The sequence below is a fragment of the Roseateles aquatilis genome, assembly GCF_002205645.1.
Lineage (GTDB): Bacteria > Pseudomonadota > Gammaproteobacteria > Burkholderiales > Burkholderiaceae_C > Roseateles > Roseateles aquatilis.
In genome coordinates this window covers 249,554-269,481 of the sequence record NZ_NIOF01000002.1, presented here as the reverse complement: position 1 = coordinate 269,481, position 19,928 = coordinate 249,554, and the positions used below count along the sequence as shown (strand labels likewise).

Genomic DNA, 19,928 nt, shown 5'->3' with positions numbered 1-19,928 from the left:
GGCTCGCGGGTCTCAGCGACCCTTCGGGCTCCTGGGCTCGTCTTCCTCGACGAGGGACAGGTCCAGGTCGACCGTCTGCGTGATGGCCGCGCGCGCGGGCGCCGGAGACGCGCCGGGCGCGGGCGGCGGCGTCTGCCAGACCATCGTCGCCATCATGTCCGGCGGCGCGGTCGCGTCCAGCGGCAGCACGACGTCGATGCGGTCGCCGCCGACCTCGTGCTCCGACCGGTCGCGCGCCACCGCGTACAGCAGCAGCAGGTCGCGGTAGGCCGGCAGGCCGAGGTCGCCGCTGTACTCCTGGTGCTTGGACAGCAGGTCCTGCAGCAGGCTCATGCTGCCGTCGGCATCGGGCCAGGCGGCCTCCAGCCGATCGACCAGCTCGGCGTGCGCCTCCAGGCCCTCGCCCTGGTTGAGGTCATCGCTCCACGACGGCGCGCGGGCGCGGAATTGCTCGGCGAAGCGAGACCCGACGCGGTCGAAGGCCTCGCGGTCGCCGCGGCGCTGGTAGAGCTCCATCAGCTTCAGGAACGGCAGGCCGCTGGCGGCGTCGCGCTGGTTCAGGCGCGAGGACAGCAGCTCGATCGCCGCGTCGTCCTGGCCCAGCACCATGAAGAAATCGACCTGCTGCTCGAGGTCGATCAGTTCCTCGACGGTCACGACGCCGCCCGACCCGCCCAGGTCGGACGAGAACGGCGCGGGGCGCGTGTCCTGCGTGGCGTCGAGCTGGAAGCTCAGCGGCTCCATCGCCTCCAGCGCGGCCAGCGCCTGCAGCGCGTCGTCGGCGGCGGTCGTGGGCGGACGGACCGGCGGCGTGGCGCGGGGCGCCAGCACCGCGGGCCGGGTCGGCTCCGCGACGCTCAGCGGCATCGGAATCGTCGTCGGCGCCGCAGCCACCAGGGGCAGGTCCGGCGTCAGGTGCGACATCAGCGGCGTGGGGGAACTCTGCGGATCCGTCGGCGTGAACGGCGACGGGCCGGTCGCCGGCGGCTGCGCCGAGTCGGCGGCGGCGGGCGCGGCCTCGCGCGGGTCGAGGTGGGAGTCCCTCAGCCAGTGCTGCTCCGCATCGCGGCGGCGCGACCGGTTGCCGCGCCACAGCAGCAGGCTGCTCGTGGCCAGCGCCAGGCTCAACAGGCTGAGCCCCAGCACCCAGGCCGAGGACGACGATCCGCCTCGCGCGGCCTGGTCGCGCGCGGCCTGCAGGTCCTGGCGCAGCGCGGACAGCGCGGCCAACGAGCGTTTCTGCTCCGCCTGCATGTCGGCGATCTGCTTCTGCATGGCCAGCACCTGCTGCTGCGCCTGCTCGGCGGCACTGGCCGCGCTGGCGGCGGCCTCGGCGGCGAGCAGCGCGGCCGACGGCGCGGCCAGGACCTCGGCCGCCTCCATCGACAGGCGCGGCGTGGCGGCGCGGCGGTCAGCGCGGGTGTCACGCTTCGCGGGCATCGCGGCCGCGGTGGTGGTCACGGGGCCAGGTGTTGCGTCGGACCGACGACGATTCGGACGCGCCGCACGCGTGGACGCGCTCGCGGCCGGCGTGGCAGCCGCGGCCGTGAGGCCGGCCGGCATCGTCGCGGCCGCGACGGCCAGGTCGGGCGTCGCGCGCGATGCGGCGGGGGCCACGCGATTGGCGGCCACCGGCTGACCTTCCTGCATCGCCTGCAGCGCAGGCGACACCGGCGGCGCCACCGCGACGCCGGATTCGACCGTCGGCTCGGCGTTCAGGCCCGGAGGGTCGATGAAGGCGGTGTACTGGCGCGTCAATCGCGCCGGGCAGCCCAGGCTGAGCTGCACCGACACGATGGGTTCGTCGATGCGCTGCAGGCTGCGCAGCCGCACGCCGGTGACGCGCTGGCCGTCGCCCTCCAGCTGCCAATGCAGCCCGGCCGTCGACAACGGGTTGTCGCCGGCGATGACCTCGGCGCGGACGCAGTCGGTGGAGACGGTCTCCCCGGCGGAGAGCTGGACGGGAAACAGCAAGTTGAGCGGCTGCCCCAGCGAGGACGCCGCCTGCGGCCGGCCGACGCCCAGGCTCCAGGCTGGCGCCGACATCACCGCGAGACAGGCGAGCACGAGAACGCTGTGCGACGGCAAGGTGCCGCGCGGGTCGTGAAGATCTCGATTCATTCCCGCTGTTGTTGCTGTTGGTGTGCGTTTCACTCTAGCACGGCACTCCCCGGGACAAACCCGGAAAAGCGCCCCTCCGCCGCCCATGATGCGCTTCGCCCGCGCATGATTCCAGCCCGGGCAAGCCCTCGCGTGCTCCCGCACAATAGCCGCGAGCGACGACGCGGCTCGACCCGTCCACGGGTCGGACCACCACACGACCATCAGGAGACAGCTGGCTTGTCACGCCAGCGACAAAGCATGAACAGCTCGGTTCTTACAATTTCCGAACGCAACAACATCGAGACGGGGCCGTGGTTTTCCAAACTGTCACTGCCGCTGCGCAGCGACATTCTGGCGCGCGCCACGGTGAGACGCCTGACGGACGGCGCGCTGATGTCGGTGCGAGGCGAGCCGGCCGAGGAATGGATAGGCGTGGCCAAGGGCGCGGTGCGCGTGAGCTCGGTCTCGCTGTCCGGCAAGCAGGTGACGCTGACCTATGTCGAGCCCGGCATCTGGTTCGGCGACATCGCCCTGTTCGACGGCCTGCCGCGCACGCACGACGCCAGCGCCCATGGCGAGACCACGCTGCTGATCATCCGCAAGCCCGACTTCAAGGACCTGCTGCAACGCCACACCGAACTCTACGAAGCACTGCTGCGGCTGAACTGCCGACGGCTGCGGCTGATGTTCGACGCGATCGAGGACCTCAACACCCGGCCCCTGGCCTCGCGGCTGGCCAAGCAGATCCTGTTGCTGGCGCGCAGCTACGGCGTGACGCAGGGCACCGAGGAGATCCGCATCAGCCTTCAGCTCGCGCAGGAAGACCTGGCGCAGTTGCTGGGCGCGTCGCGGCAGCGCGTCAACCAGGAGCTCAAGGGCTTCGAGCGCGAAGGCGCGGTGCGCGTCGAGCCGACCCGGCTGGTGGTGCTGAGCAAGGAAAAGCTGCTGGCCATCTCCAATCGCTAGCGCCCCCGGAGCGGTCTCCGGGTGGCGTGGATCAATCATCACGACAACTCCAGGAGACTCCGTGGACGATGCATTCACCGGCACCCGTGCCCCCACGCACGTCATCGACGCCGAGGCGCTCGCCGCCTGGCTGTCGACCGCGATCCCGGGCTTCCAGGGCCCGCTGACGATCGAGCAGTTCAAAGGTGGGCAGTCCAATCCGACCTACAAGCTGATCACGCCTGGCGCCATCTACGTGATGCGCGCCAAGCCGGCGCCGGTGGCCAAGCTGTTGCCCTCCGCGCACGCGATCGAGCGCGAGTTCACCGTCATGCGCGCGCTCGCCGGCACCGACGTGCCGGTGCCGCGCATGCTGGCGCTGTGCGAGGACGAAGCCGTCGTCGGCCGCGCCTTCTACGTCATGTCGTTCATCGAGGGCCGCGTGCTCTGGGACCAGACGCTGCCGGACGCGTCCAACGCCGAGCGCACCGCGATCTACGAGGAGATGAATCGCGTCATCGCCGCGCTGCACAAGGTCGACGTGCGCGCCGTCGGCCTGGAGGGCTACGGCAAACCGGGCAATTACTTCGAGCGGCAGATCGGTCGCTGGAGCAAACAGTACCAGGCTTCGATCACCGGCCCGAACGAGGCGATGGACCGCCTGATCGAGTGGCTGCCGTCGCACATCCCCGAGTCCGCTCGTGACGAGCGCGAGGTGGCCATCGTCCATGGCGACTACCGGCTGGACAACCTGGTGTTCCACCCGACCGAACCGCGCGTGCTGGCGGTGCTGGACTGGGAGCTGTCGACGCTGGGGCATCCGCTGGCGGACTTCAGCTACCACTGCATGTCGTGGCACATCCGCAAGACGGGCTCGGCGCGCGGCCTGGGCGGTGTGGACCTGGCGCCGCTGGGCATCCCCGGCGAGCTGGACTACGTGCGCCGCTACTGCGAACGCACCGGTCGCGGCGACGCGCAAGCGGTGATGAAGGACTGGAACTTCTACCTCGCCTACAACCTGTTCCGGATCTGCGCGATCCTGCAAGGCATCGCCAAGCGCGTGGAGGACGGCACCGCGTCCAGCGCGCAGGCCCGCGAGGCCGGCGCCGGCGCGAAGCCGATGGCGGAACTGGGCTGGGCCTTCGCGCAAAAGGCGGGCTTCTGAGCGCGGCCATCACGCCCCCGGAACCGCGATCGAAAGACTTCTCCGGCGCGACCTGATTTTCGGTCTACAATCTAAGGCTTCGTCGGGGCGTAGCGCAGCCTGGTAGCGCATCTGCTTTGGGAGCAGAGGGTCGCGAGTTCGAATCCCGCCGCCCCGACCATTGATCTCGAGAGCCGCAAGGAATCACTTCCTTGCGGCTTTTCTCGTTCTGGCGCCAGGTCTTGCGCGAGTCGTCCAGCCACGTCCCGCCGGCCGGATCATGCCCCGCGACCGGGCGCCCCCATCACGAGCCCGAGGCCGCCCTCGCCTGCGCGAGCCACCCGTCGAAGTCCTGCCGGTGCGCGCGGATCCAGCCGTCGACGTGGCGCTCGATGTCGCGCTGCGATCCGGCGCCTTCGTTCATCCGCAGGTTCTGCGCGTTGATGTCGGCGATGGGCAGGCGCATCACCTCGAACAGCCGCGCCGCCGCCGGGTTCTTCTCGACGAAGGCGCGGTTGGCGACGATCTGCTGCTCGTCCGCCGGGAAGCCGTAGTTCTTGCCGTTGGCCTGGCGCGTGTCCGTCTCGCCGTCGGTCGAGGCGGAGAACGGCACCTGCAGCCACACCACGTCCCGGCCCGGGCGCAGCTCGGCGCTGACCCAGTACGGGGTCCAGGTGTAGTACAGGATCGGGCGCCCCTGCTTGAAGCGGGCGATGGTGTCGGCCATCAGCGCGGCATAGCTGCCCTGGCGATGGGTGACGCTGCCCCTCAGTTGATAGGCGTCGAGCTGATGCTCGATCACCCCCTCGCAGCCCCAGCCGGGATTGCAGCCGGTGAGGTCCGCCTTGCCGTCGCCATCGGTATCGAACAGCCGGGCGATCGCCGGGTCCTTCAACTGGTCCAGGCGCGTGATGCCGTGACGTTCAGCGGTCTTGCGGTCGATCAGGTAACCCTGCACGGCGCCCGACGCATAGCTGCCGCCGCGTGCGAGCTTGGCGTCACCGCCGCTGTTGCGGTAGAAGTCCGCGTGCAGCCGCCGCCAATGATTGGCCATGAAGGTGGCGTCGCCGTTGGCGATGGCCAGGTGTTCCGTGGCCGGCTCCAGGTCCTTCATCGGCAACACCGTGTAGCCGAGATGCTCCAGCGCCCGCGACACGAGCAGCGTCTGGAACGCCTCCTCGGCCAGCGAGCTCTTGAGCGGCTGCACCGTGACGCCACGGCCGGGCAAGGGCTCGGCGCGCGCGAAGACGGCGAGCGAGAACAGGATCAGGCCCAGGGCCAGCCATCGGCCGGCGCGGGATGGGGTTGCATGCATGCGCGGTTCTCCTTGCGAGGTCATGGACGGGCGGGTCGAATGCAGGCGCGCGGTCATGGGCGAGCTCCACCGGGCGCCGGCTCGGCCCCGTTCACGTCCACCTCCTGCGCGACGCGCGGCGCGCGCACCAGGCGGTGCAGGCCGCGCAGCGCCAGGCCCGCGGGGCCGGTGTGCCACCAGCGCCGGCCGGCCACGCGCGCCGAGCGGCCCAGCGCCTGCGTCAGGCGGTCCAGCGTGATGGCCAGGATGACGATACCCAGGCCGCCGACGGTCGCCAGGCCCATGTCCAGGCGGCCGATGCCGCGCAGCACCATCTGCCCGAGGCCGCCGACGGCGATCATGGAGGCGATCACCACCATCGACAGCGACAGCATCAACGCCTGGTTGATGCCGGCCATGATGGACGGCATCGCCAGCGGCAGCTTCACCTTCATGAGCATCTGCCACGGCGAGGCGCCGTAGGCGCGGGCCGCCTCGATCAGGTCGGGCCGCACCTGGCGCAGCCCCAGGTTGGTCAGCCGTGCCAGCGGCGCGAGCGCGAAGACGATGGTCACGATCACGCCGGGCACGTTGCCGATGCCGAACAGCATCACCACCGGCACCAGGTAGACGAACGCGGGCGTGGTCTGCATCGCGTCGAGCACCGGCCGCATGACGCGCTCCGCGCGGTCGCTGCCGGCCAGCAGCACGCCCAGCGGCAGGCCGATCAACAGGCAGAACAGCAGCGAGGTCAGCACCAGCGACAGCGTCACCATCGCCTCCGCCCAGATGCCCAGCGTCGCCACCAGCAGCAGTGACACCGCGGTGCCGATCGCCAGTCGACGGCCGGCGAACTGCCAGGCCAGCAAGCCGATCAGCGCGATCATTGCGGGCGCCGGCAGCGCGGTCAGCAGGCCCTGCACCGAGTTCAAGGTGCCGTCGATGGGCAGCCGCACCGCCTGGAAGAAGGGCCGGCAATGCTCGACCACCCAGCCCAGGCCGCTGTTGATCCAGGACTCGACGGGCAAGGTGCCGTCCCACAGCCGGTGCAGCGCGTCGCCGAGGACGCCGCCCGGTCCGTTCGCGACCGGGTCCGCGCCCGCGGCGGCGGCATGGGCCGGGGCATCCAGCCAGGCGCTGGTGGCGGCCGGGTCCGGCGCCTGGGACAGCGCCTCCCACGGATCCAGCGCCGGCGGCGCGACCACCCCGTCGACGGCGGCGGTCGGCATCGCGGGCATCGCTACAGGGGAGGCGGCGGCATTCAGGCCGGCATCGAGGGCGGCATCGGACGCGGCCGGCGCGATCAGGGCGGTGTCATTCATGGCGATTCCTTCTTCAATGCGCGGCAGCTTGGGCGGGGTGATGACCGGACGCAGGCTCGATGGGCGGCGTGTCGCGATCCAGGAACTTCAACAGCGTGGTCTTGCTGATGGCGCCGCAGAAGCGGCCGTCGCCGGCCACGACCGGCACGCCGCACGGCGCCTGCGCGACCTGGCCGAACAGCCCCGCCACCGGCGCGTCCGCGGCAATCGGCGGCAGCCCGTCCAGGAACGCATGCTGAAGCCCCAGCGGACCCACATGCCCGTCCAGCGCGGCGCGCAGCGAGTCCGCCGAGACCGTGCCCAGGTAACGACGTGTCGGGCTGACGACGTGCGCCAACTCGCGGTCCTGGTCCTCCAGCGTCTTGAGCCCGGCGCGTGCGCCGCGGTCGCGGTGCTCGGCCACCAGCGTCAGCGGCTGGCGCGCGATGTCGGCCGCCTTGAAGACCGCCGCCGTGTCCACGCCGCGGATGAAGCTGCGGACGAAGTCGTCGGCCGGGTTGCGCAGGATCTCGTCCGGCGTGCCGACCTGCACGACGTGACCGTCCTTCATGATCGCGATGCGGTCGCCGATGCGCATCGCCTCGTCCAGGTCGTGCGAGATGAAAACGATGGTGCGGCGCTGCACCTGCTGCAGCCGCAGCAGCTCCGACTGCATCTCCGTGCGGATGATGGGGTCCAGCGCGGAGAAGGCCTCGTCCATCAGCAGGATGGACGGATCCGCGGCCAGCGCCCGCGCCAGCCCGACGCGCTGTTGCATGCCGCCCGAGAGCTCGTCCGGGTACTTGTCTCCCCACCCCGCCAGGCCCACCTGAGCCAGCGCGTGATCGGCCTGCGCCAGACGATGCTCGCGGTCGGCGCCGGACAACTCCAAGCCGAAGGCGGTGTTGTCACGCACGCTCATGTGCGGCATCAGCGCGAAGGACTGGAACACCATGCTGATGTCCTTGCGGCGCAGCGCGCGCAGCCGTGACGGCGAGTGGGTGTTGATGTCCTCACCGTCGATCACGATGCGACCGGCGCTCGGCTCGATCAGGCGATTGAGCAGACGCACCAGCGTCGACTTGCCCGAGCCCGACAGACCCATGATCACGAAGATCTCGCCGGCCTGAATTTCGAAGGTGGCGTCGAACACGCCGATGGACTGGCCGGTGCTCGCCAGGATGTCCTTCTTGGAACGGCCCTGGCGGGCCAATGCCAAGGCCTGCTCCGGCGCGTCGCCGAAGACCTTGAAGACGTGGTCGATGAGAATGCCTTTGGCCATGGCCGCGAGTCCTTTCCTGCAGTGATGGGCGATCGCCGGCCCGGAGGCACGGCGGCGATCACGCGTCAGCCGAAGGGCGACCGGACGATGCACACGGCGGCGCCGGCGGGCCTCAGGGGCTGCCGACGGGCACTGGCGAGACGACACGAACCACCAACACCCGCCGGAGGCTTCAATGGCAGGCAGCGGGCCGGGTCTACGGGCGCCGCCTGGATGAGCCTGGCGTGGGAGTGGGCCGGACAAGGCCGGCAGGAGCGACCGGGCGTGGCCCGGGAGCGAGAAGCCCGCACCGCGACCGGATGCGACGATCCGAGAGTCGGGCGAGGCCGATCAACATAACCGGTTGATCTGCTACAGAGGCGTAACTATAACTTTCATGCATGAAGCAGTCAACCCCGACAAGGCTGCAAGGGGCGGATCCCGCCCGATGCATCCCTGGCTTCCGGGTGCGCCGCCCCGCTGCGCACGCCCGAGTTCGGTGCCGGGTCTTGGCCCGTCTTGACGTGGCTCAAGCGCTCGACCTGCTCATCTCTGGCATCGACGCCCTCGCAGTGACTTCCATCCGGCCGAACCGAACGACTTCAAGCAATTCACGGCGCGGAACCGATTTCCTACGATTCGATCCAACGAATCACCGGAGGGCCGAGATGTCCAGCCCCTACGACCTTGCCGTTCAGATGTTCGCGACGAAATCCGACCTCAATGCTGTCCGCGACGAGCTGAAAACAGAGTTTCGTGGCGACATCGACAAGCTGCGCGGTGAGATGACGTCGACGATCGAGCGCACGGGGAACAAGCTGCAGGCCGAGATCAAGGAGATCCGCGAAGCGACGACCAAGCTGGAGTCCTCGATGCGGAACTGGTTCGGCGCCTTGACGGCGAGCCTGCTGCTCGCGATGGCCGGCCTGTGCGTCACCATCGCGACCCGGGACAGGCCCATCGCGGTGGCCGCGGCCACCCCACCCCCGCCGCCCCACGCCGACACCCTCCCCACGCCGCCTTCACCTCCGACGACCGCGCCTTCGCACAAAACGCCCCCGTGACCCGATGGAATCGCACATCCGCGCCTGAAACCGGGTGGAAACCCTAGGCATTTGGTCATGTCAGCACGATGTCAGGCGGAGAGAATGCGCGCTGTTTTTTGTTTCAGAACAGCGTCCTTCCGGGTCACGAGCCCGGAGCCGGGGCGCCGCAGCGGGCAAGCCCCGAAGGATCGAGCACAAGCATGGCGCTACAGCATTTGACCGACGAGCAGGTCCAGACCTGGTCGCGGGCCCAGAAGGACGAGTGGTGGTTCAAGAACATCTATCGCGGTGACATGGCGCAGCTGTCGCTGCGTTCCGCCTTCACGGGATTCATGCTGGGCGGCGTGCTCGCGGCGACCTCGTTGTACATCGGCGGCAAGACCGGCATCAGCGTCGGGGTCGGCCTGACGTCGGTGATCCTGGCCTTCGCGATGTTCCGCATCTTCGCGTCGCTGGGCTGGGCCAAGGACTACACGATCCTGGAGAACAACTGCACCCAGTCGATCGCCACGGCGGCCGGCTACGTGGTGTCGCCGCTGTTCTCCAGCCTGGCGGCCTACATGCTGGTCGTGGACCACATCGTGCCGTGGTGGCAGATGATGGTCTGGATGATCGTGATCGCGGTGCTGGGCGTGCTGGTGGCCTTCCCGATGAAGCGCCGCTTCATCAACGAGGACCAGCTCCCCTTCCCCGAGGGCCGCGCCTGCGGCGTGGTGCTGGACTCGCTCTACACCGGCGAGGGTGGCGAGGGCATGTACAAGGCCAAGCTGCTGGCCAAGGTGGCCGGCGGCGCCGCGATCTACCAGGCGATCATCAGCGACGGCTGGATGAAGCTGCTGCAGTTCAAGATCCTGCGCATGGACAAGTGGGCCGGCATGACCGAGCCCTGGACCTTCCACGAGCGCCTGGACCAGTACTACTACGGCCTGGCCGCCAAGGCGGACATCTGGATCCCGAAGATCCTGGGCACCGACATCCGCGTGCTGGGCCTGCGCCTGACGCTGGACGCGGCCATGCTGGGCGTCGGCGGCCTGATGGGCATCGCGGTGGCGACGAGCTGCCTGCTGGGCGCCTTCATCAACTTCGCGGTGCTGGCGCCGATCATGATCCAGGCCGGCGACATCGTGCAGCGCGTGTCCCCGACCGGCGCGGTCATCCCGATCTCGCGCGTGGAGATCGTCAACCAGTGGTCGATGTGGTGGGGCGTGGCGATGATGGTCGCGGGCTCGCTGACGACGCTGCTGGCCAAGCCGGACCTGTTCCTGGCGGTCTTCAAGTCCTTCCGCCGCAAGGCCGGCAAGGACACGATCGGCAGCGACCTGCTCAACGGCATCGAGGTGCCGCTGTGGATCTCGTACGTCGGCGTGCCGGTGTTCGGCGTGCTGGCGGCGTGGATCGCGCACGAGTTCTTCGGCGTGCCGATGCTGATGGCGCTGATCTCGTTGCCGCTGATCTTCGTGCTGACGGTGATCTGCACGAACTCGATGGCGCTGACCTCGTGGACGCCGACCGGCGCGCTGTCCAAGATCACGCAGTTCACGATGGGCGCGATCGACCGCAGCAACCCGGCCAGCAACCTGGTGCCGGCGGGCATGACCTCGGAGATCGCCTCCAACGCGGCCAACCTGCTGAGCGACATCAAGCCGGGCTACATGCTGGGCGGCAAGCCACGCCATCAGGCGATCGGCCACGTGATCGGCGTGGTCGCGGGCGTGCTGTTCTGCGTGCCGCTGTTCTTCCTGCTGTTCGTGCCGAAGAACGCCGAAGGCGTGCGCAGCACGGCCACCATCATCTCGGACCAGTTCTCGATGCCGGCCGCGGTGCAATGGCGCGGCGTGGCGGAGATCATCGCCAACGGCCTGCACAGCCTGCCGGCGTCGGCGCTGATCACGATGGCGATCGCCGCGGCCTGCGCGGTGGTCATCGAGGTGATCAAGATGATGACGAAGGGCAAGTTCCCGCTGTCGTCCGTGGCGATCGGCCTGGGCGTGGTGCTGCCGCCGGAGTCCACCTTCGCGATGTGGGTCGGCGCGATGATCTTCTTCGTGATGGCCAAGGTCTACAAGACGCCGGGCTCCCAGGGCTGGAAGCGCTGGGTCGACGGCTGCGAGCCGATCTGCGCGGGCCTGATCTCGGGCGCGGCGCTGATGGGCATCGGCAACGCGATCGTCAACGTGCTGATCTGAGCCTGACCGCGCCCCGCTTCTCGTGAAGAGCGGCGGGATCGCGTGGCACAATTCGGGCCCCTTGGGTGGCGTGGGAACGCCGACCAAGGGGCCTTGTCAATTCACGGCTTGGCATCCGTCTGCCCGTAGCTCAACTGGATAGAGCAGCTGCCTTCTAAGCAGCAGGTCGGGGGTTCGAGTCCCTCCGGGCAGGCCAATCAAATCAAGCACTTGCGCAATTTCGCGATCGTGCCGAAGTGCCGAAAGTTAGACAGTGTCTAACTCAGCGCCCGCCCAGCGCCGCCGCGCGGCACGCGTCGTACTGCTCGGCCAGCTCGTAGGCCTTCATCTCCCAGCCGCCGATCGAGTCGTCAGTGGCCGGCGTCCGAGGCGGGCAGCTCGCGACGATCAGCGCCTGGTTGCGCGGAGCCGGGGATGGCGGAGTTGAAGCGGCGCAGGCTGTCAGAGCCAGTGCGGCAGTCAGGGTCGCGATAGACCGGCTTCTCGACGATGTCACGTTGCAGCTCCTGGCGGATGGTCCGGTGGGTGACGGTGATCTTGCTGATGGCCTCGGCCGCGGCGCTGGCGGCGGCCTCCGAGGCGATGGCGGCGACGACCGTGTCGCGGGCGGCTTCGGCCAGTTGGGAGTCGCGGCCGTCCTGGCGGCCCTGCCAGTAGGCGCCGCCGGCCAGCGCCGCCGCGCCGATGATCAACCAGGGGCTGATCACGGGTAACTCACCCGGTTCAGCTCCCAGTGCGGGCCGTCGGGGAAGTTGACCCAGGAGCCGCCCCAGACGATGGGGATTCCCAGCTCCTTGGCTGCCGGCTGCATCGCCTCGTCGTTCAGGCGCCGGTACAGCAGCCAGTCCCAGCTCACGCGCCCCTCGAGGAACGCCGCCAGGTCGACCGCGTGCCCGGTCAGGTGCCGGCTGTTCATGGTCCTGCTGGCGCCCGCCTTCACAAGCTGGGCCTGCCGCTCTTTCGTGCGCAGGCCTTCGGTGACGCTGAAGTCCAGCGGCGAAATGGACAACGCCAGCCGCACGACGTTGACCAGGTGGGGGTGCACACCGACCAGGCGCTGCTCGCTGGCGGTGGAGAACTTGAAGGTCATGGCTTCCTCCCGCCGCTCACGTGCGGCAAGTCCGATTCGTCGAGATCGACCCAGTCGCTGATGCGCGTAAGCGGCGTGCCGGCTCGGCGCCGGCGGATCCAGTAGCCCAGCACCAGCAGCAGCAGCCCGATGGACTGCAGCACCAGAGCGCGCGCCAGGTAGATCGCCGCGCCCCACTCGATGCCGTTGATCAGCATGCAGCCGGCGGCCGCGAAGGCCAGCGCCAGGCAGATCAGTCCGGCCTTGACGACGATGCCGTCCTTGACCTTCTTGCTGAGCACCGCGGCCACCAGCACCAGGCCCAGCACCAGGTGCACCACTCCGTTGAAGACTTCGATCATCGTGATCACCTCCGCGCCAGCCATCCGCTCAGGATCTCGGCCAGCTTCAGGTCTCGAATGCCCTGCAGCAGGGCGGCGATCAACGACATCCCCAGGAGTCCGATCACGAACGCCGACGCGTTGGCGAGGCCTGGTGTTTTGAGCTGGAGCCAGTCGACCAGCGCCGGCGCGAGGTAGCCCGCCGCCAGCGCGCCGCTGGCCACGTTGGTCACGCGCTCCCACCAGCTCGTGCCCGGCGCGAACTTGAGCGCCACCACGGCGCCGAAGCCGCCCACGGTGAACGGGCTGGAGAGAACGCGGTCAGGATCGAGGTCCATGTATGCGCCTCAGATCGCGGCCAGGATGAACATCGCGAGCTCGTCGTAGCGGATGCCGTATCGGTTGCCGGCCGGCTTGCCCTCTTGCACGACCTCGCGACGCGCGGGCTGGTGCTCGATCACCACCTTGCCGTCATCGTCACGGACCTCCGGCACCTCCGGGTGCTCGACGACCATCTCTGGCAATTCCGGCCACTCGTCGAAGCAGAAGAGCGCATATGCATGCGGGTCCAGGCCCTCGGCGGCGAAGGCGGCGGCCACGGTCTGGGCGCCCACACCGAAGTGGTACCGCGCGCCTTCTCCCTTCTGCTCGATCGCATCCTTGAAGCGGAACACGCCGATCTTCCCCTTGAGGAACAGCGCGATGCGGCGGTGCGCCTCGGTCAGCGGCTCAATGGACGTCTTCTCGCGCTCGTCGGACGTATTGATCGTGCCGGAGGCGGCGTAGACCACGCTCCAGCGAGCGCCAGAAGTTCCGAGAGACGCGGAGTTGTCGGTGTTGGGGCGCCAGCTGTCGCAGGTCAGCCGGCCCTCGTTGTAGCCGCTGTTGCTGTGGATGATGTTGCTGGCAGCCGGCAGGTAGATCTGCGTCGATGTGTTGCCCGAGACCTGGTTGCCGACGCACGTGATATTCGTGCAGTTGCTTGGCTCGTCGACGATGCCGTTGACCTGCGGGTAGTTGCCACCGAACCACGACGGCTGATTGATCGCCGTGTTGCCGATGATCGTGATGTTGCTGCTATCGCCCAGGCGAATGCCCGACACTTTGTTGTCGTCGAAGTGGCAGCCCAACACCTTGATCTGCTTCGAGAAGCCCAAGTGCAGACCATGGTTGCCGCAGAAGCGCGACGTGACGCCCTTCAGGCTACCTTCCACGCAGTCGTTCAGCCGAACCCCCGACTTCAGATTCGTGCGCCCGCCGCTCACGAAGGTATCGGACACCCGAGGCGCCACACCGATCAGGTAGATGCCTTCGTCGTCGCCGCTGTCGACGATGCAGTTGGCGATCTGCACCGGCGGGTAGAAGGAGCTGTTCTGCTCGCCGCGCTGGATCAGGATCTGCGACGCCGGGCCCAGCAGGTGCGTCAGGCTGATGTGGACATCGGCAGTGTCCTTGATGTCGATCCCGAAGTTGCTGCCGTTGCAGCGCGAGATCTTCAGCGCCTCGCTGATCTCGTTGACCGTCGGGTGGTCGCCGACGATCTTGCCGCCAAACATGTCGCAGTTCTCGATGTTGATGTACGAGAAGGCGGAGAGCTGGATGCTGGTGTTGTAGATGACGCAGTCGGAGACGAGGACGCGCGTCGCGTAGCTCAGCTGAAGCGCATAGGTCGGCCCACCGCCCTGGTTGGTGATGCCCAGGCCGCGGATCGACAGGTGACCGGAGGCCCCGGCGCCCAGGTTCGTCCCCGTGATCCGCAGCGCGCCGGACGGGCCGAACTGAAGCTCGCTGGTGGACTTGCCGTTGCCCCATAGCGAGACCTTGTCGGGAAGCGTGACGATGCCGTTGATGAGGTACTTCCCGTCCGGCACGAACACCGCGGCGCCGACGGTTGCGGCATAGGTGGCAGCCGCCTGAAACGCGGCCGCGTCGTTGGCCACGCCGTTGCCGACGGCGCCGTAATCCTTCACGCTCACGCGCTCGCGCAGCACGTCCTGCACGGTGCGCAGGACCGCGCCGACCCCGCCGCGGATGAAGCCGATGAACGACGAGCCGGCGGACTGAGCCAAGTCTTTCAGCCAGCGCCCGAGCGTTCCGGCACCGTAAGCCAACGCGTACGCGAATCCGATCTGTCCGGCGCCTTTCGCCGCGGAGTTCGAACTGGCCAGGTCGATGGCCAGAGACGTCGCGTCCCCGCCGGTCGGCAAGACTGCGATCGGGTTGCCGTTGCTGTCGAAACCGATCACGCGATTGGCTCGATCCGTGGCCTTTGGCAGCGGCGGAACGGTCTCGCCAGGCGGCACTCGAATCGCCGTGGGTGCGCCCTTCCCTCCGCTGTAGATTTCCTGCAGTGCCAGCCAAAGCCGGTCGACGTCGAAGTCCAGCGTATTGGCGAAGAGGTCGCCCGTGGTCTGGTAGTCGATGCTGCGATCGAGCGAGGTGTCTCGGAAGTGCGTGACGCTCGTCGCGACGCCCGGCGCGACAGCGAAGGCAATCTGGCCGCCCTGCTGATTCCCGATGCCGGAGACCGTGTAGTCGACGTTGAGCACCTTGGGTACGCCATCGATCTGCACTACCAGGTCCGCCGCCTGGGAAACGTAGTAATCGAAGGGGAAGACGGTGGCGACGCCGTTGCCGACGGCGCTGCCAATGGGGGTCTGTTCGGTGACTGGCATGCGCGCCTCGCTGGTGGGGCGCGCAACACGTCATTCAACGATTCCGGCTTCGATCTCGATCTGGTGCGCGCCGCTTGATGGGCGCCAACTGTCGTGGTTGGATCCTGGCGGAATCCCGCCATCGCCAGCCACCGCTCGCATCACCCGCTCGGGTGTCTCAGTCACGGCGCCGGCGGCGGCGTCGACGTAATCGTCCTCCTGGTCCGTGAGCGCGGCATTCCAATCTCGCATCTGGATCGGCAGCAGGCCTTTGCCCTCCTCTCCTTCCTCGCTGTCCAGCACGGATACGTGCGCCCAGAGCTGGTCATCGGTCATGAGCAGCGGCTCCAGGGCCTCGAGGATGCGCTTGTTCTTGTTGACGCGGTTGTCCAGCTCGGCGACGCCGCACTGGAGCTTGCGCTGCATCAGCGCGCCCTTGAGCACGGACGGGGCGAAGCCGCCGATGCCGTTGGTCTCGATCGTCACGCGCGGCAGGCGGAACTTCTCGACCAGGTCGCACAACTGATGCACCTGGCCGCCCTTGATGGTGGCGCCGTCCTCGCGGAACTCGACCAGCTTGCCGATGAGCTGGACGATGCGATGCAGATAGCGGCGCCCGCTCTCGTCCTGGAACAGCACCGCGACGGCCGACACGTCGGACTTGAGCTTGCCGCTAGACGGGTCCCAGCGGCACGAGGCACCGACGATCTGCACGTCGCCCAGCCACATGGTAAGCATGCCCTTGATGCGCCGCCAGGTCGGCTCCGCGTCGTAAGGCACCATCGCATCCGGGTTCAGGCGGACATCGTGGATCGGCTTGGAGTGCAACTGGTACTGGCTGTCCCACTCGTTGATCGTTCGGGTCTTGCGCCGCCGCTTGAGCAGCTCCTTGCCGTCGAAGCGCTCCGGCCAGGCCACGCCGGCGTAGAAGTCGATCAGCACCGCGGGCTGTTTGAGCACGACCTGGCGATTGCGGATCGTGTAGTCCTTGCCCAGCTCGAGCAGCTTGGCGTGCTTGCCGATGCCGCTGAAGACGAACTCCGGCGGGAACGGGACAGCATGCGGGCCGGCCGCGGCGTCGCGCAGCCGGAATTCCTGCTCGAACATGCGGATCGTCAGGCAGTCGGCCCCCATCTCCTCCTGCTCGTCGTACAGGCTGTCGTGGGTGTGGGGCGTGCCCACGTAGAGCTGGCGGCCGCCTGGCACCAGGATGTGGGTCTGCTCGCCCAGGCGATAGCGCAACTTTTCCCGAGCCTCGGGCGTCTGGATGTTGCGCGGCACCTCAACGTCGTCGTTCTGGCACTCGTCGGCGCGCGCGCTCGTGACGTTGGACAGGATGCCCTTGGCGTACATCGAGGCGTTGCGAGGGTCGCTCGCACCCTGCACCCACCACTGCTCCACGCCGCCCTCGCGGAACATGCCGCGCGTGAGGGGGTGATTCCGCAGCACGTGCTGGGTGTCTCGGCTGGTCTTGTATGCAGTTCCGTCCGCCTCTCCCTGGTGGAGGATGCGATAGGTCGGGTCGCGGTAGTAGCGCCATGCGTTGTAGCCGGCCAGCAGCGTCGACTTCGAGAAGCCGCGATGCGCGCGGAAGACGGCGACTTCGCCGCGGTGCTCGAGCCATTGGCAAGCGCGGACGTGAGCCTGCGGCATCACCCAGCGGCGGTGCTTCGCCCACATCAGGTAGAAGGCGAGGAACGAGATCTTGCGCCGTGGCCTTGGCGCCGGTGGCGGCGCTTCCGCCGCGGGCGGATCGGCGGGCTTTTTACGCCTTGTCGCCATGCAGCTTCTTGGCAAGCTTCGCGCGCATGCCGGCGCGGCTGCCGTCCTTCAAGCCCTTGAGCAGGCGCTCGGCCTCGCGCTCGGCCTCGGCCGCGGCGACGTCGAGCTCGTCCGCCTCTGCGGTCACTGCGGCGGGGTTGTCGTCTCCGTCGGCCGTCTTGCGGCGCACGAGGTCGATCAGGCCTGAGATGCGCTGCGCCACGGCCAGCGTGGCCACGGCGTTCTTCTTGCACCAGTACCGGTCACCCCGGGTCGACTTGTCCATGGTGGCCACCGGCACGCCGTGGCCCGGCCAGGTCGCCGGATCCGACTCGTCCAGGAAGACGTCGATGAGTTGCTCGGCCCGCTGCTGAAGTCGCTCGAATTGTTCTTGCCGCATCACCGCCCCGCGAGTTGTTCGAACGATGGCGCGCGGTCCGGGAGGTCGGAGCCGGGTTGCCACCAATAATCCTGCTGCCAGTCCTTGCGCGCCTTCTGGCGCATGCGCGACAGGTATCCAGGGCTCAGATTGTCCTGCAGCGCTTGCAGGCCTGCATGGTCGAGCGCGGCCTTCGCGTACCAGAGGTTCACGAGCGGCAGGTGCCCGCGGGCGAAGCGCAGCGCCTCGGCTCCGGCGTGCGTGTCCTTGCCTGCGATCGCCTCGTCGATGTTGCCCTTGGTCAGCTCCCACGCGTCGGCGGCGCTGCCGAAGGTGGGGCCCAGCAGGGCGCGTCCGAGCGTGTCGAGTTGTCCACGGTCCTCGGTCGTGTCGCTCAGCAGCATGTCGCCGAAGAAGCCCAGTCCGCCACCCTGCGCCATCGCGCGCGTCCAGAACTTCCCCGTAGTCATGTCGACCGGATCCTTGCCGGTGACGAGCTGCTTGATCTGGAACGCGACGGCGCCCAGGATCGAGAGGCTGGCCATCATGGCGCCGGCGTAGGCCAGGCGGTTGGCCACCACCGGTGCGCCCTCCAAACCCTGCGGGGTCTCGAGCATGCGGCGCCAGTGGCGCGACATCATCGCGATCGGGAAGCTCTTGAACTGCATCACCGCGCGCGCCAGCTCGCCGTTGAGCGTGCCGGCCTGCTTCGCGCCCCAGGTGCCGATCGCGCGAGTGGCCAGGTCGGGATTGAGCACTGCGGTCTCCGACTCATCGGACAGCATGCCCAGGTACTTCGCGACGACCTCACCAGCATTGGGTGCGCCAGTGGCGTAGATCGCGTCGGGCGTGATCATGTCCTGCCCTTTGAACTGCACCGGCTGCGCGCTGCGGATCACATCCCATTCGGCCTGTGTGAGTCCCTTGCTTTCCATCCGCCAGCGGTCGTAGGCGCTGAGGCTTGGCCAGTCGGTCTTGGCCAGGCGGCCGACGCCAGCCATATGCGTGAGCTGGAACGCCCGACGCAGCGTGTCGGTCCAGGCATTCATCAGCGACAGCCGCATCGTCGCGTTGCCGATCCGACCGGACCAGGACTGCGCGACGTTCTCACCGGTCCAGCGATTGAGGTCGCTGATCATCGACTCGGCAATCATGCCGTGGGCGTTCATGAAGTCCTTGGCCTCGCGCCCGCCAGCGCGCCCGAGGTTCGTCACCGCGTCCCAGTAGCTGAGCTTGTTGAAGCCGGTCGTGACGAAGTACGTGCCCAGGTCCGTGACGCTGGCCAGCACCGCGCCCTGCAGCTTGCCGAAGGTCTCAATGTTGCGGATGTGCGAGGCGATGTTGGCCACCGACGCGTTGGCCGGAGTCCCGGCGGTGCCGCTGAGCAGCGCCCAGTAGGCGTCGGGCTGGTTTCCGAAGACTCGCTCGAGCTTGCCGTCGGCGCGCTGCGCCAGGTCGAACTGCAAACGCATCTGGGCGTTGGGGTTCGGGCCGTAGCGCTCGACCAGGCCGATGTCCCGCGCCATCCCGCCGAGGTGGCCGATCATCGCGTCGAACATGCTGCCCCGGCCGAACTCGCCGAGGTAGGCCAGGTAGGACTCGCCGTCGCGGAAGTGGATCTGCCGGGACTCGCTGCCGCGGTTGGCGCGGGCGCCGCTTCCTGGCGCAGGACCTTGGCCAGGCTGGCGCTGGTTCGCACCGTCGGAGCTGATCGTCTCCCAGGCGCCGCGCAACACGTCGAGCACCTCGGCGTCCGTCATGCGGCGCCCATCCTCGTGCAGGTAGCGCGAACGGTCCAGCAGCGGCAGCGTCTGGTTGGCCCAGACATCCCGGCCGACAGACAGGACGCGCACCTGGTCATGCGCCTGCGGCAGATAGCCGTAGTCCAGGCGGCCGACGTCGCCGCCGGCGCCGTTGAAGCGCTGGCGTAGAGCCTCCGTCACCTGCAGCCAAGCCTGCGCGCCGGCGCGCGCCGCGGCGTTGCCCGTGCCGCCGTTGCCCTGCGCGAAGACCTCCAGCGCGATGTCGCGCGTCATTACCGGGTTCTGGACGTCGAACAGCACCATGCCGAGCTGCCGAATTCCCGAGGCGCCCTGCCGATCGCCGGCGGCGTTGATCAGGTCCATGAGGTTGCGCGTCGCGTCGCGCTTGATGCCGTCGATGTAGGCGTGCGTCAGGTTCATGTCCTCGACCAGGCGCTCGGTGCGCGAGCCGCTGGGCTGGCCTTGAATCCGGTTCTCGGTCTCCGCCGTGCGGATAGCCTGGCGCTGGGCGTTGGCCACCTTGCGCGCAGCCTCCGCCTGGATGTCCTGCATCGCGCGAGTGCCGGCGGCGAGCAGGCGCTGGTCGCGCGTGAGGCTCTGCCAGGCTGGATCGGTGCGCGCGAGCTGGCGCAGCGTGGCCGCCATCCGGTCATCGATCGCCCTCACCTGGGCGTCTGTGAG

At 68.5% G+C, this 19,928-nt stretch carries 16 protein-coding genes and 2 tRNA genes; 6 read left to right on the top strand and 12 right to left on the bottom strand.

The window, feature by feature from the left end:
- Positions 1-12: 12 nt before the first annotated feature.
- The gene (locus CDN99_RS06765; RefSeq protein ID WP_088383905.1) at positions 13-2,121 is read right to left on the bottom strand and encodes a type IV pilus assembly protein FimV; all 2,109 of its coding nucleotides are present in this window, start codon (positions 2,119-2,121) and stop codon (positions 13-15) included.
- A 240-nt stretch (positions 2,122-2,361) separates the two neighbouring features.
- On the opposite strand from CDN99_RS06765, the gene CDN99_RS06760 reads away from it, so the two are divergent.
- The 3 genes from CDN99_RS06760 to CDN99_RS06750 all read left to right on the top strand — a co-directional run bounded on the left by CDN99_RS06760 (position 2,362) and on the right by CDN99_RS06750 (position 4,373).
- The gene (locus CDN99_RS06760) at positions 2,362-3,069 is read left to right on the top strand and encodes a Crp/Fnr family transcriptional regulator (RefSeq protein ID WP_088383903.1); all 708 of its coding nucleotides are present in this window, start codon (positions 2,362-2,364) and stop codon (positions 3,067-3,069) included.
- Between the two features lie 61 nt (positions 3,070-3,130).
- A complete protein-coding gene (locus tag CDN99_RS06755) occupies positions 3,131-4,213 on the top strand; it encodes a phosphotransferase (RefSeq protein WP_088383901.1) in 1,083 nt (360 codons plus the stop codon).
- A gap of 83 nt (positions 4,214-4,296) precedes the next feature.
- Positions 4,297-4,373: transfer RNA gene (locus CDN99_RS06750), tRNA-Pro, on the top strand.
- Between the two features lie 123 nt (positions 4,374-4,496).
- Here the strand turns inward: CDN99_RS06750 and proX are convergent.
- Genes proX through proV form a run of 3 tightly spaced genes read right to left on the bottom strand, consistent with a single transcriptional unit; the run spans position 4,497 to position 8,069 of the window.
- Positions 4,497-5,507 (bottom strand): glycine betaine/L-proline ABC transporter substrate-binding protein ProX, encoded by a 1,011-nt coding sequence (gene proX, locus CDN99_RS06745; protein WP_088384416.1) that lies wholly within the window; start codon positions 5,505-5,507, stop codon positions 4,497-4,499.
- A 53-nt stretch (positions 5,508-5,560) separates the two neighbouring features.
- The gene (proW, locus tag CDN99_RS06740) at positions 5,561-6,808 is read right to left on the bottom strand and encodes a glycine betaine/L-proline ABC transporter permease ProW (RefSeq protein WP_193531694.1); all 1,248 of its coding nucleotides are present in this window, start codon (positions 6,806-6,808) and stop codon (positions 5,561-5,563) included.
- A 13-nt stretch (positions 6,809-6,821) separates the two neighbouring features.
- A complete protein-coding gene (gene proV / locus CDN99_RS06735; RefSeq protein ID WP_088383899.1) occupies positions 6,822-8,069 on the bottom strand; it encodes a glycine betaine/L-proline ABC transporter ATP-binding protein ProV in 1,248 nt (415 codons plus the stop codon).
- A gap of 647 nt (positions 8,070-8,716) precedes the next feature.
- Between proV and CDN99_RS06730 the strand changes: the two genes are divergently transcribed.
- From CDN99_RS06730 to CDN99_RS06720, 3 genes are all read left to right on the top strand, one after another.
- Entirely contained in the window at positions 8,717-9,112 is a 396-nt protein-coding gene (locus tag CDN99_RS06730; protein WP_088383897.1) for a hypothetical protein, read from the top strand.
- Positions 9,113-9,294: 182 nt separating this feature from the next.
- On the top strand, positions 9,295-11,280 hold the full coding sequence (locus tag CDN99_RS06725; RefSeq protein ID WP_158218771.1) for an OPT family oligopeptide transporter: 1,986 nt from the start codon (positions 9,295-9,297) through the stop codon (positions 11,278-11,280).
- A gap of 119 nt (positions 11,281-11,399) precedes the next feature.
- A tRNA-Arg gene (locus tag CDN99_RS06720) sits at positions 11,400-11,476 on the top strand.
- Positions 11,477-11,630: 154 nt separating this feature from the next.
- Here CDN99_RS06720 and CDN99_RS06715 read toward each other — a convergent pair.
- The 8 genes from CDN99_RS06715 to CDN99_RS06680 are packed head-to-tail and all read right to left on the bottom strand — an operon-like array spanning position 11,631 to position 19,892.
- A complete protein-coding gene (locus CDN99_RS06715; protein ID WP_088383893.1) occupies positions 11,631-11,987 on the bottom strand; it encodes a hypothetical protein in 357 nt (118 codons plus the stop codon).
- On the bottom strand, positions 11,984-12,370 hold the full coding sequence (locus CDN99_RS06710; RefSeq protein WP_088383892.1) for a M15 family metallopeptidase: 387 nt from the start codon (positions 12,368-12,370) through the stop codon (positions 11,984-11,986). Before CDN99_RS06710 ends, CDN99_RS06715 begins: the two co-directional genes overlap by 4 nt.
- Positions 12,367-12,711 (bottom strand): hypothetical protein, encoded by a 345-nt coding sequence (locus tag CDN99_RS06705; RefSeq protein WP_141100675.1) that lies wholly within the window; start codon positions 12,709-12,711, stop codon positions 12,367-12,369. The genes CDN99_RS06710 and CDN99_RS06705 overlap by 4 nt, the downstream gene beginning before the upstream one ends.
- 5 nt (positions 12,712-12,716) lie before the next feature.
- On the bottom strand, positions 12,717-13,028 hold the full coding sequence (locus CDN99_RS06700) for a hypothetical protein (protein WP_088383890.1): 312 nt from the start codon (positions 13,026-13,028) through the stop codon (positions 12,717-12,719).
- Positions 13,029-13,037: 9 nt separating this feature from the next.
- Positions 13,038-15,365 (bottom strand): glycosyl hydrolase family 28-related protein, encoded by a 2,328-nt coding sequence (locus tag CDN99_RS06695; RefSeq protein ID WP_088383888.1) that lies wholly within the window; start codon positions 15,363-15,365, stop codon positions 13,038-13,040.
- Between the two features lie 30 nt (positions 15,366-15,395).
- Positions 15,396-17,126 carry a phage terminase large subunit gene (gene terL / locus CDN99_RS06690; protein WP_158218770.1) on the bottom strand — a complete coding sequence of 577 codons (1,731 nt, stop codon included), beginning with the start codon at positions 17,124-17,126 and terminating at the stop codon, positions 15,396-15,398.
- Positions 17,110-17,505, bottom strand: coding sequence for a hypothetical protein (locus tag CDN99_RS06685; protein ID WP_088383884.1), 396 nt, complete (start codon positions 17,503-17,505; stop codon positions 17,110-17,112). The genes terL and CDN99_RS06685 overlap by 17 nt, the downstream gene beginning before the upstream one ends.
- A complete protein-coding gene (locus CDN99_RS06680; RefSeq protein WP_088383882.1) occupies positions 17,505-19,892 on the bottom strand; it encodes a hypothetical protein in 2,388 nt (795 codons plus the stop codon). Before CDN99_RS06680 ends, CDN99_RS06685 begins: the two co-directional genes overlap by 1 nt.
- Positions 19,893-19,928: the final 36 nt, after the last annotated feature.

Coding starts and splice junctions, on each gene's coding strand:
- CDN99_RS06700 (WP_088383890.1), bottom strand. CDS start 13,028: ATGGACCTCGATCCTGACCGCGTTCTCTCCAGCCCGTTCACCGTGGGC.
- proW (WP_193531694.1), bottom strand. CDS start 6,808: ATGAATGACACCGCCCTGATCGCGCCGGCCGCGTCCGATGCCGCCCTC.
- CDN99_RS06725 (WP_158218771.1), top strand. CDS start 9,295: ATGGCGCTACAGCATTTGACCGACGAGCAGGTCCAGACCTGGTCGCGG.
- CDN99_RS06705 (WP_141100675.1), bottom strand. CDS start 12,711: ATGATCGAAGTCTTCAACGGAGTGGTGCACCTGGTGCTGGGCCTGGTG.
- CDN99_RS06730 (WP_088383897.1), top strand. CDS start 8,717: ATGTCCAGCCCCTACGACCTTGCCGTTCAGATGTTCGCGACGAAATCC.
- CDN99_RS06695 (WP_088383888.1), bottom strand. CDS start 15,365: ATGCCAGTCACCGAACAGACCCCCATTGGCAGCGCCGTCGGCAACGGC.
- proX (WP_088384416.1), bottom strand. CDS start 5,507: ATGCATGCAACCCCATCCCGCGCCGGCCGATGGCTGGCCCTGGGCCTG.
- CDN99_RS06765 (WP_088383905.1), bottom strand. CDS start 2,121: ATGAATCGAGATCTTCACGACCCGCGCGGCACCTTGCCGTCGCACAGC.
- CDN99_RS06760 (WP_088383903.1), top strand. CDS start 2,362: ATGAACAGCTCGGTTCTTACAATTTCCGAACGCAACAACATCGAGACG.
- proV (WP_088383899.1), bottom strand. CDS start 8,069: ATGGCCAAAGGCATTCTCATCGACCACGTCTTCAAGGTCTTCGGCGAC.
- CDN99_RS06685 (WP_088383884.1), bottom strand. CDS start 17,505: ATGCGGCAAGAACAATTCGAGCGACTTCAGCAGCGGGCCGAGCAACTC.
- terL (WP_158218770.1), bottom strand. CDS start 17,126: ATGGCGACAAGGCGTAAAAAGCCCGCCGATCCGCCCGCGGCGGAAGCG.
- CDN99_RS06710 (WP_088383892.1), bottom strand. CDS start 12,370: ATGACCTTCAAGTTCTCCACCGCCAGCGAGCAGCGCCTGGTCGGTGTG.
- CDN99_RS06680 (WP_088383882.1), bottom strand. CDS start 19,892: ATGGCGGCCACGCTGCGCCAGCTCGCGCGCACCGATCCAGCCTGGCAG.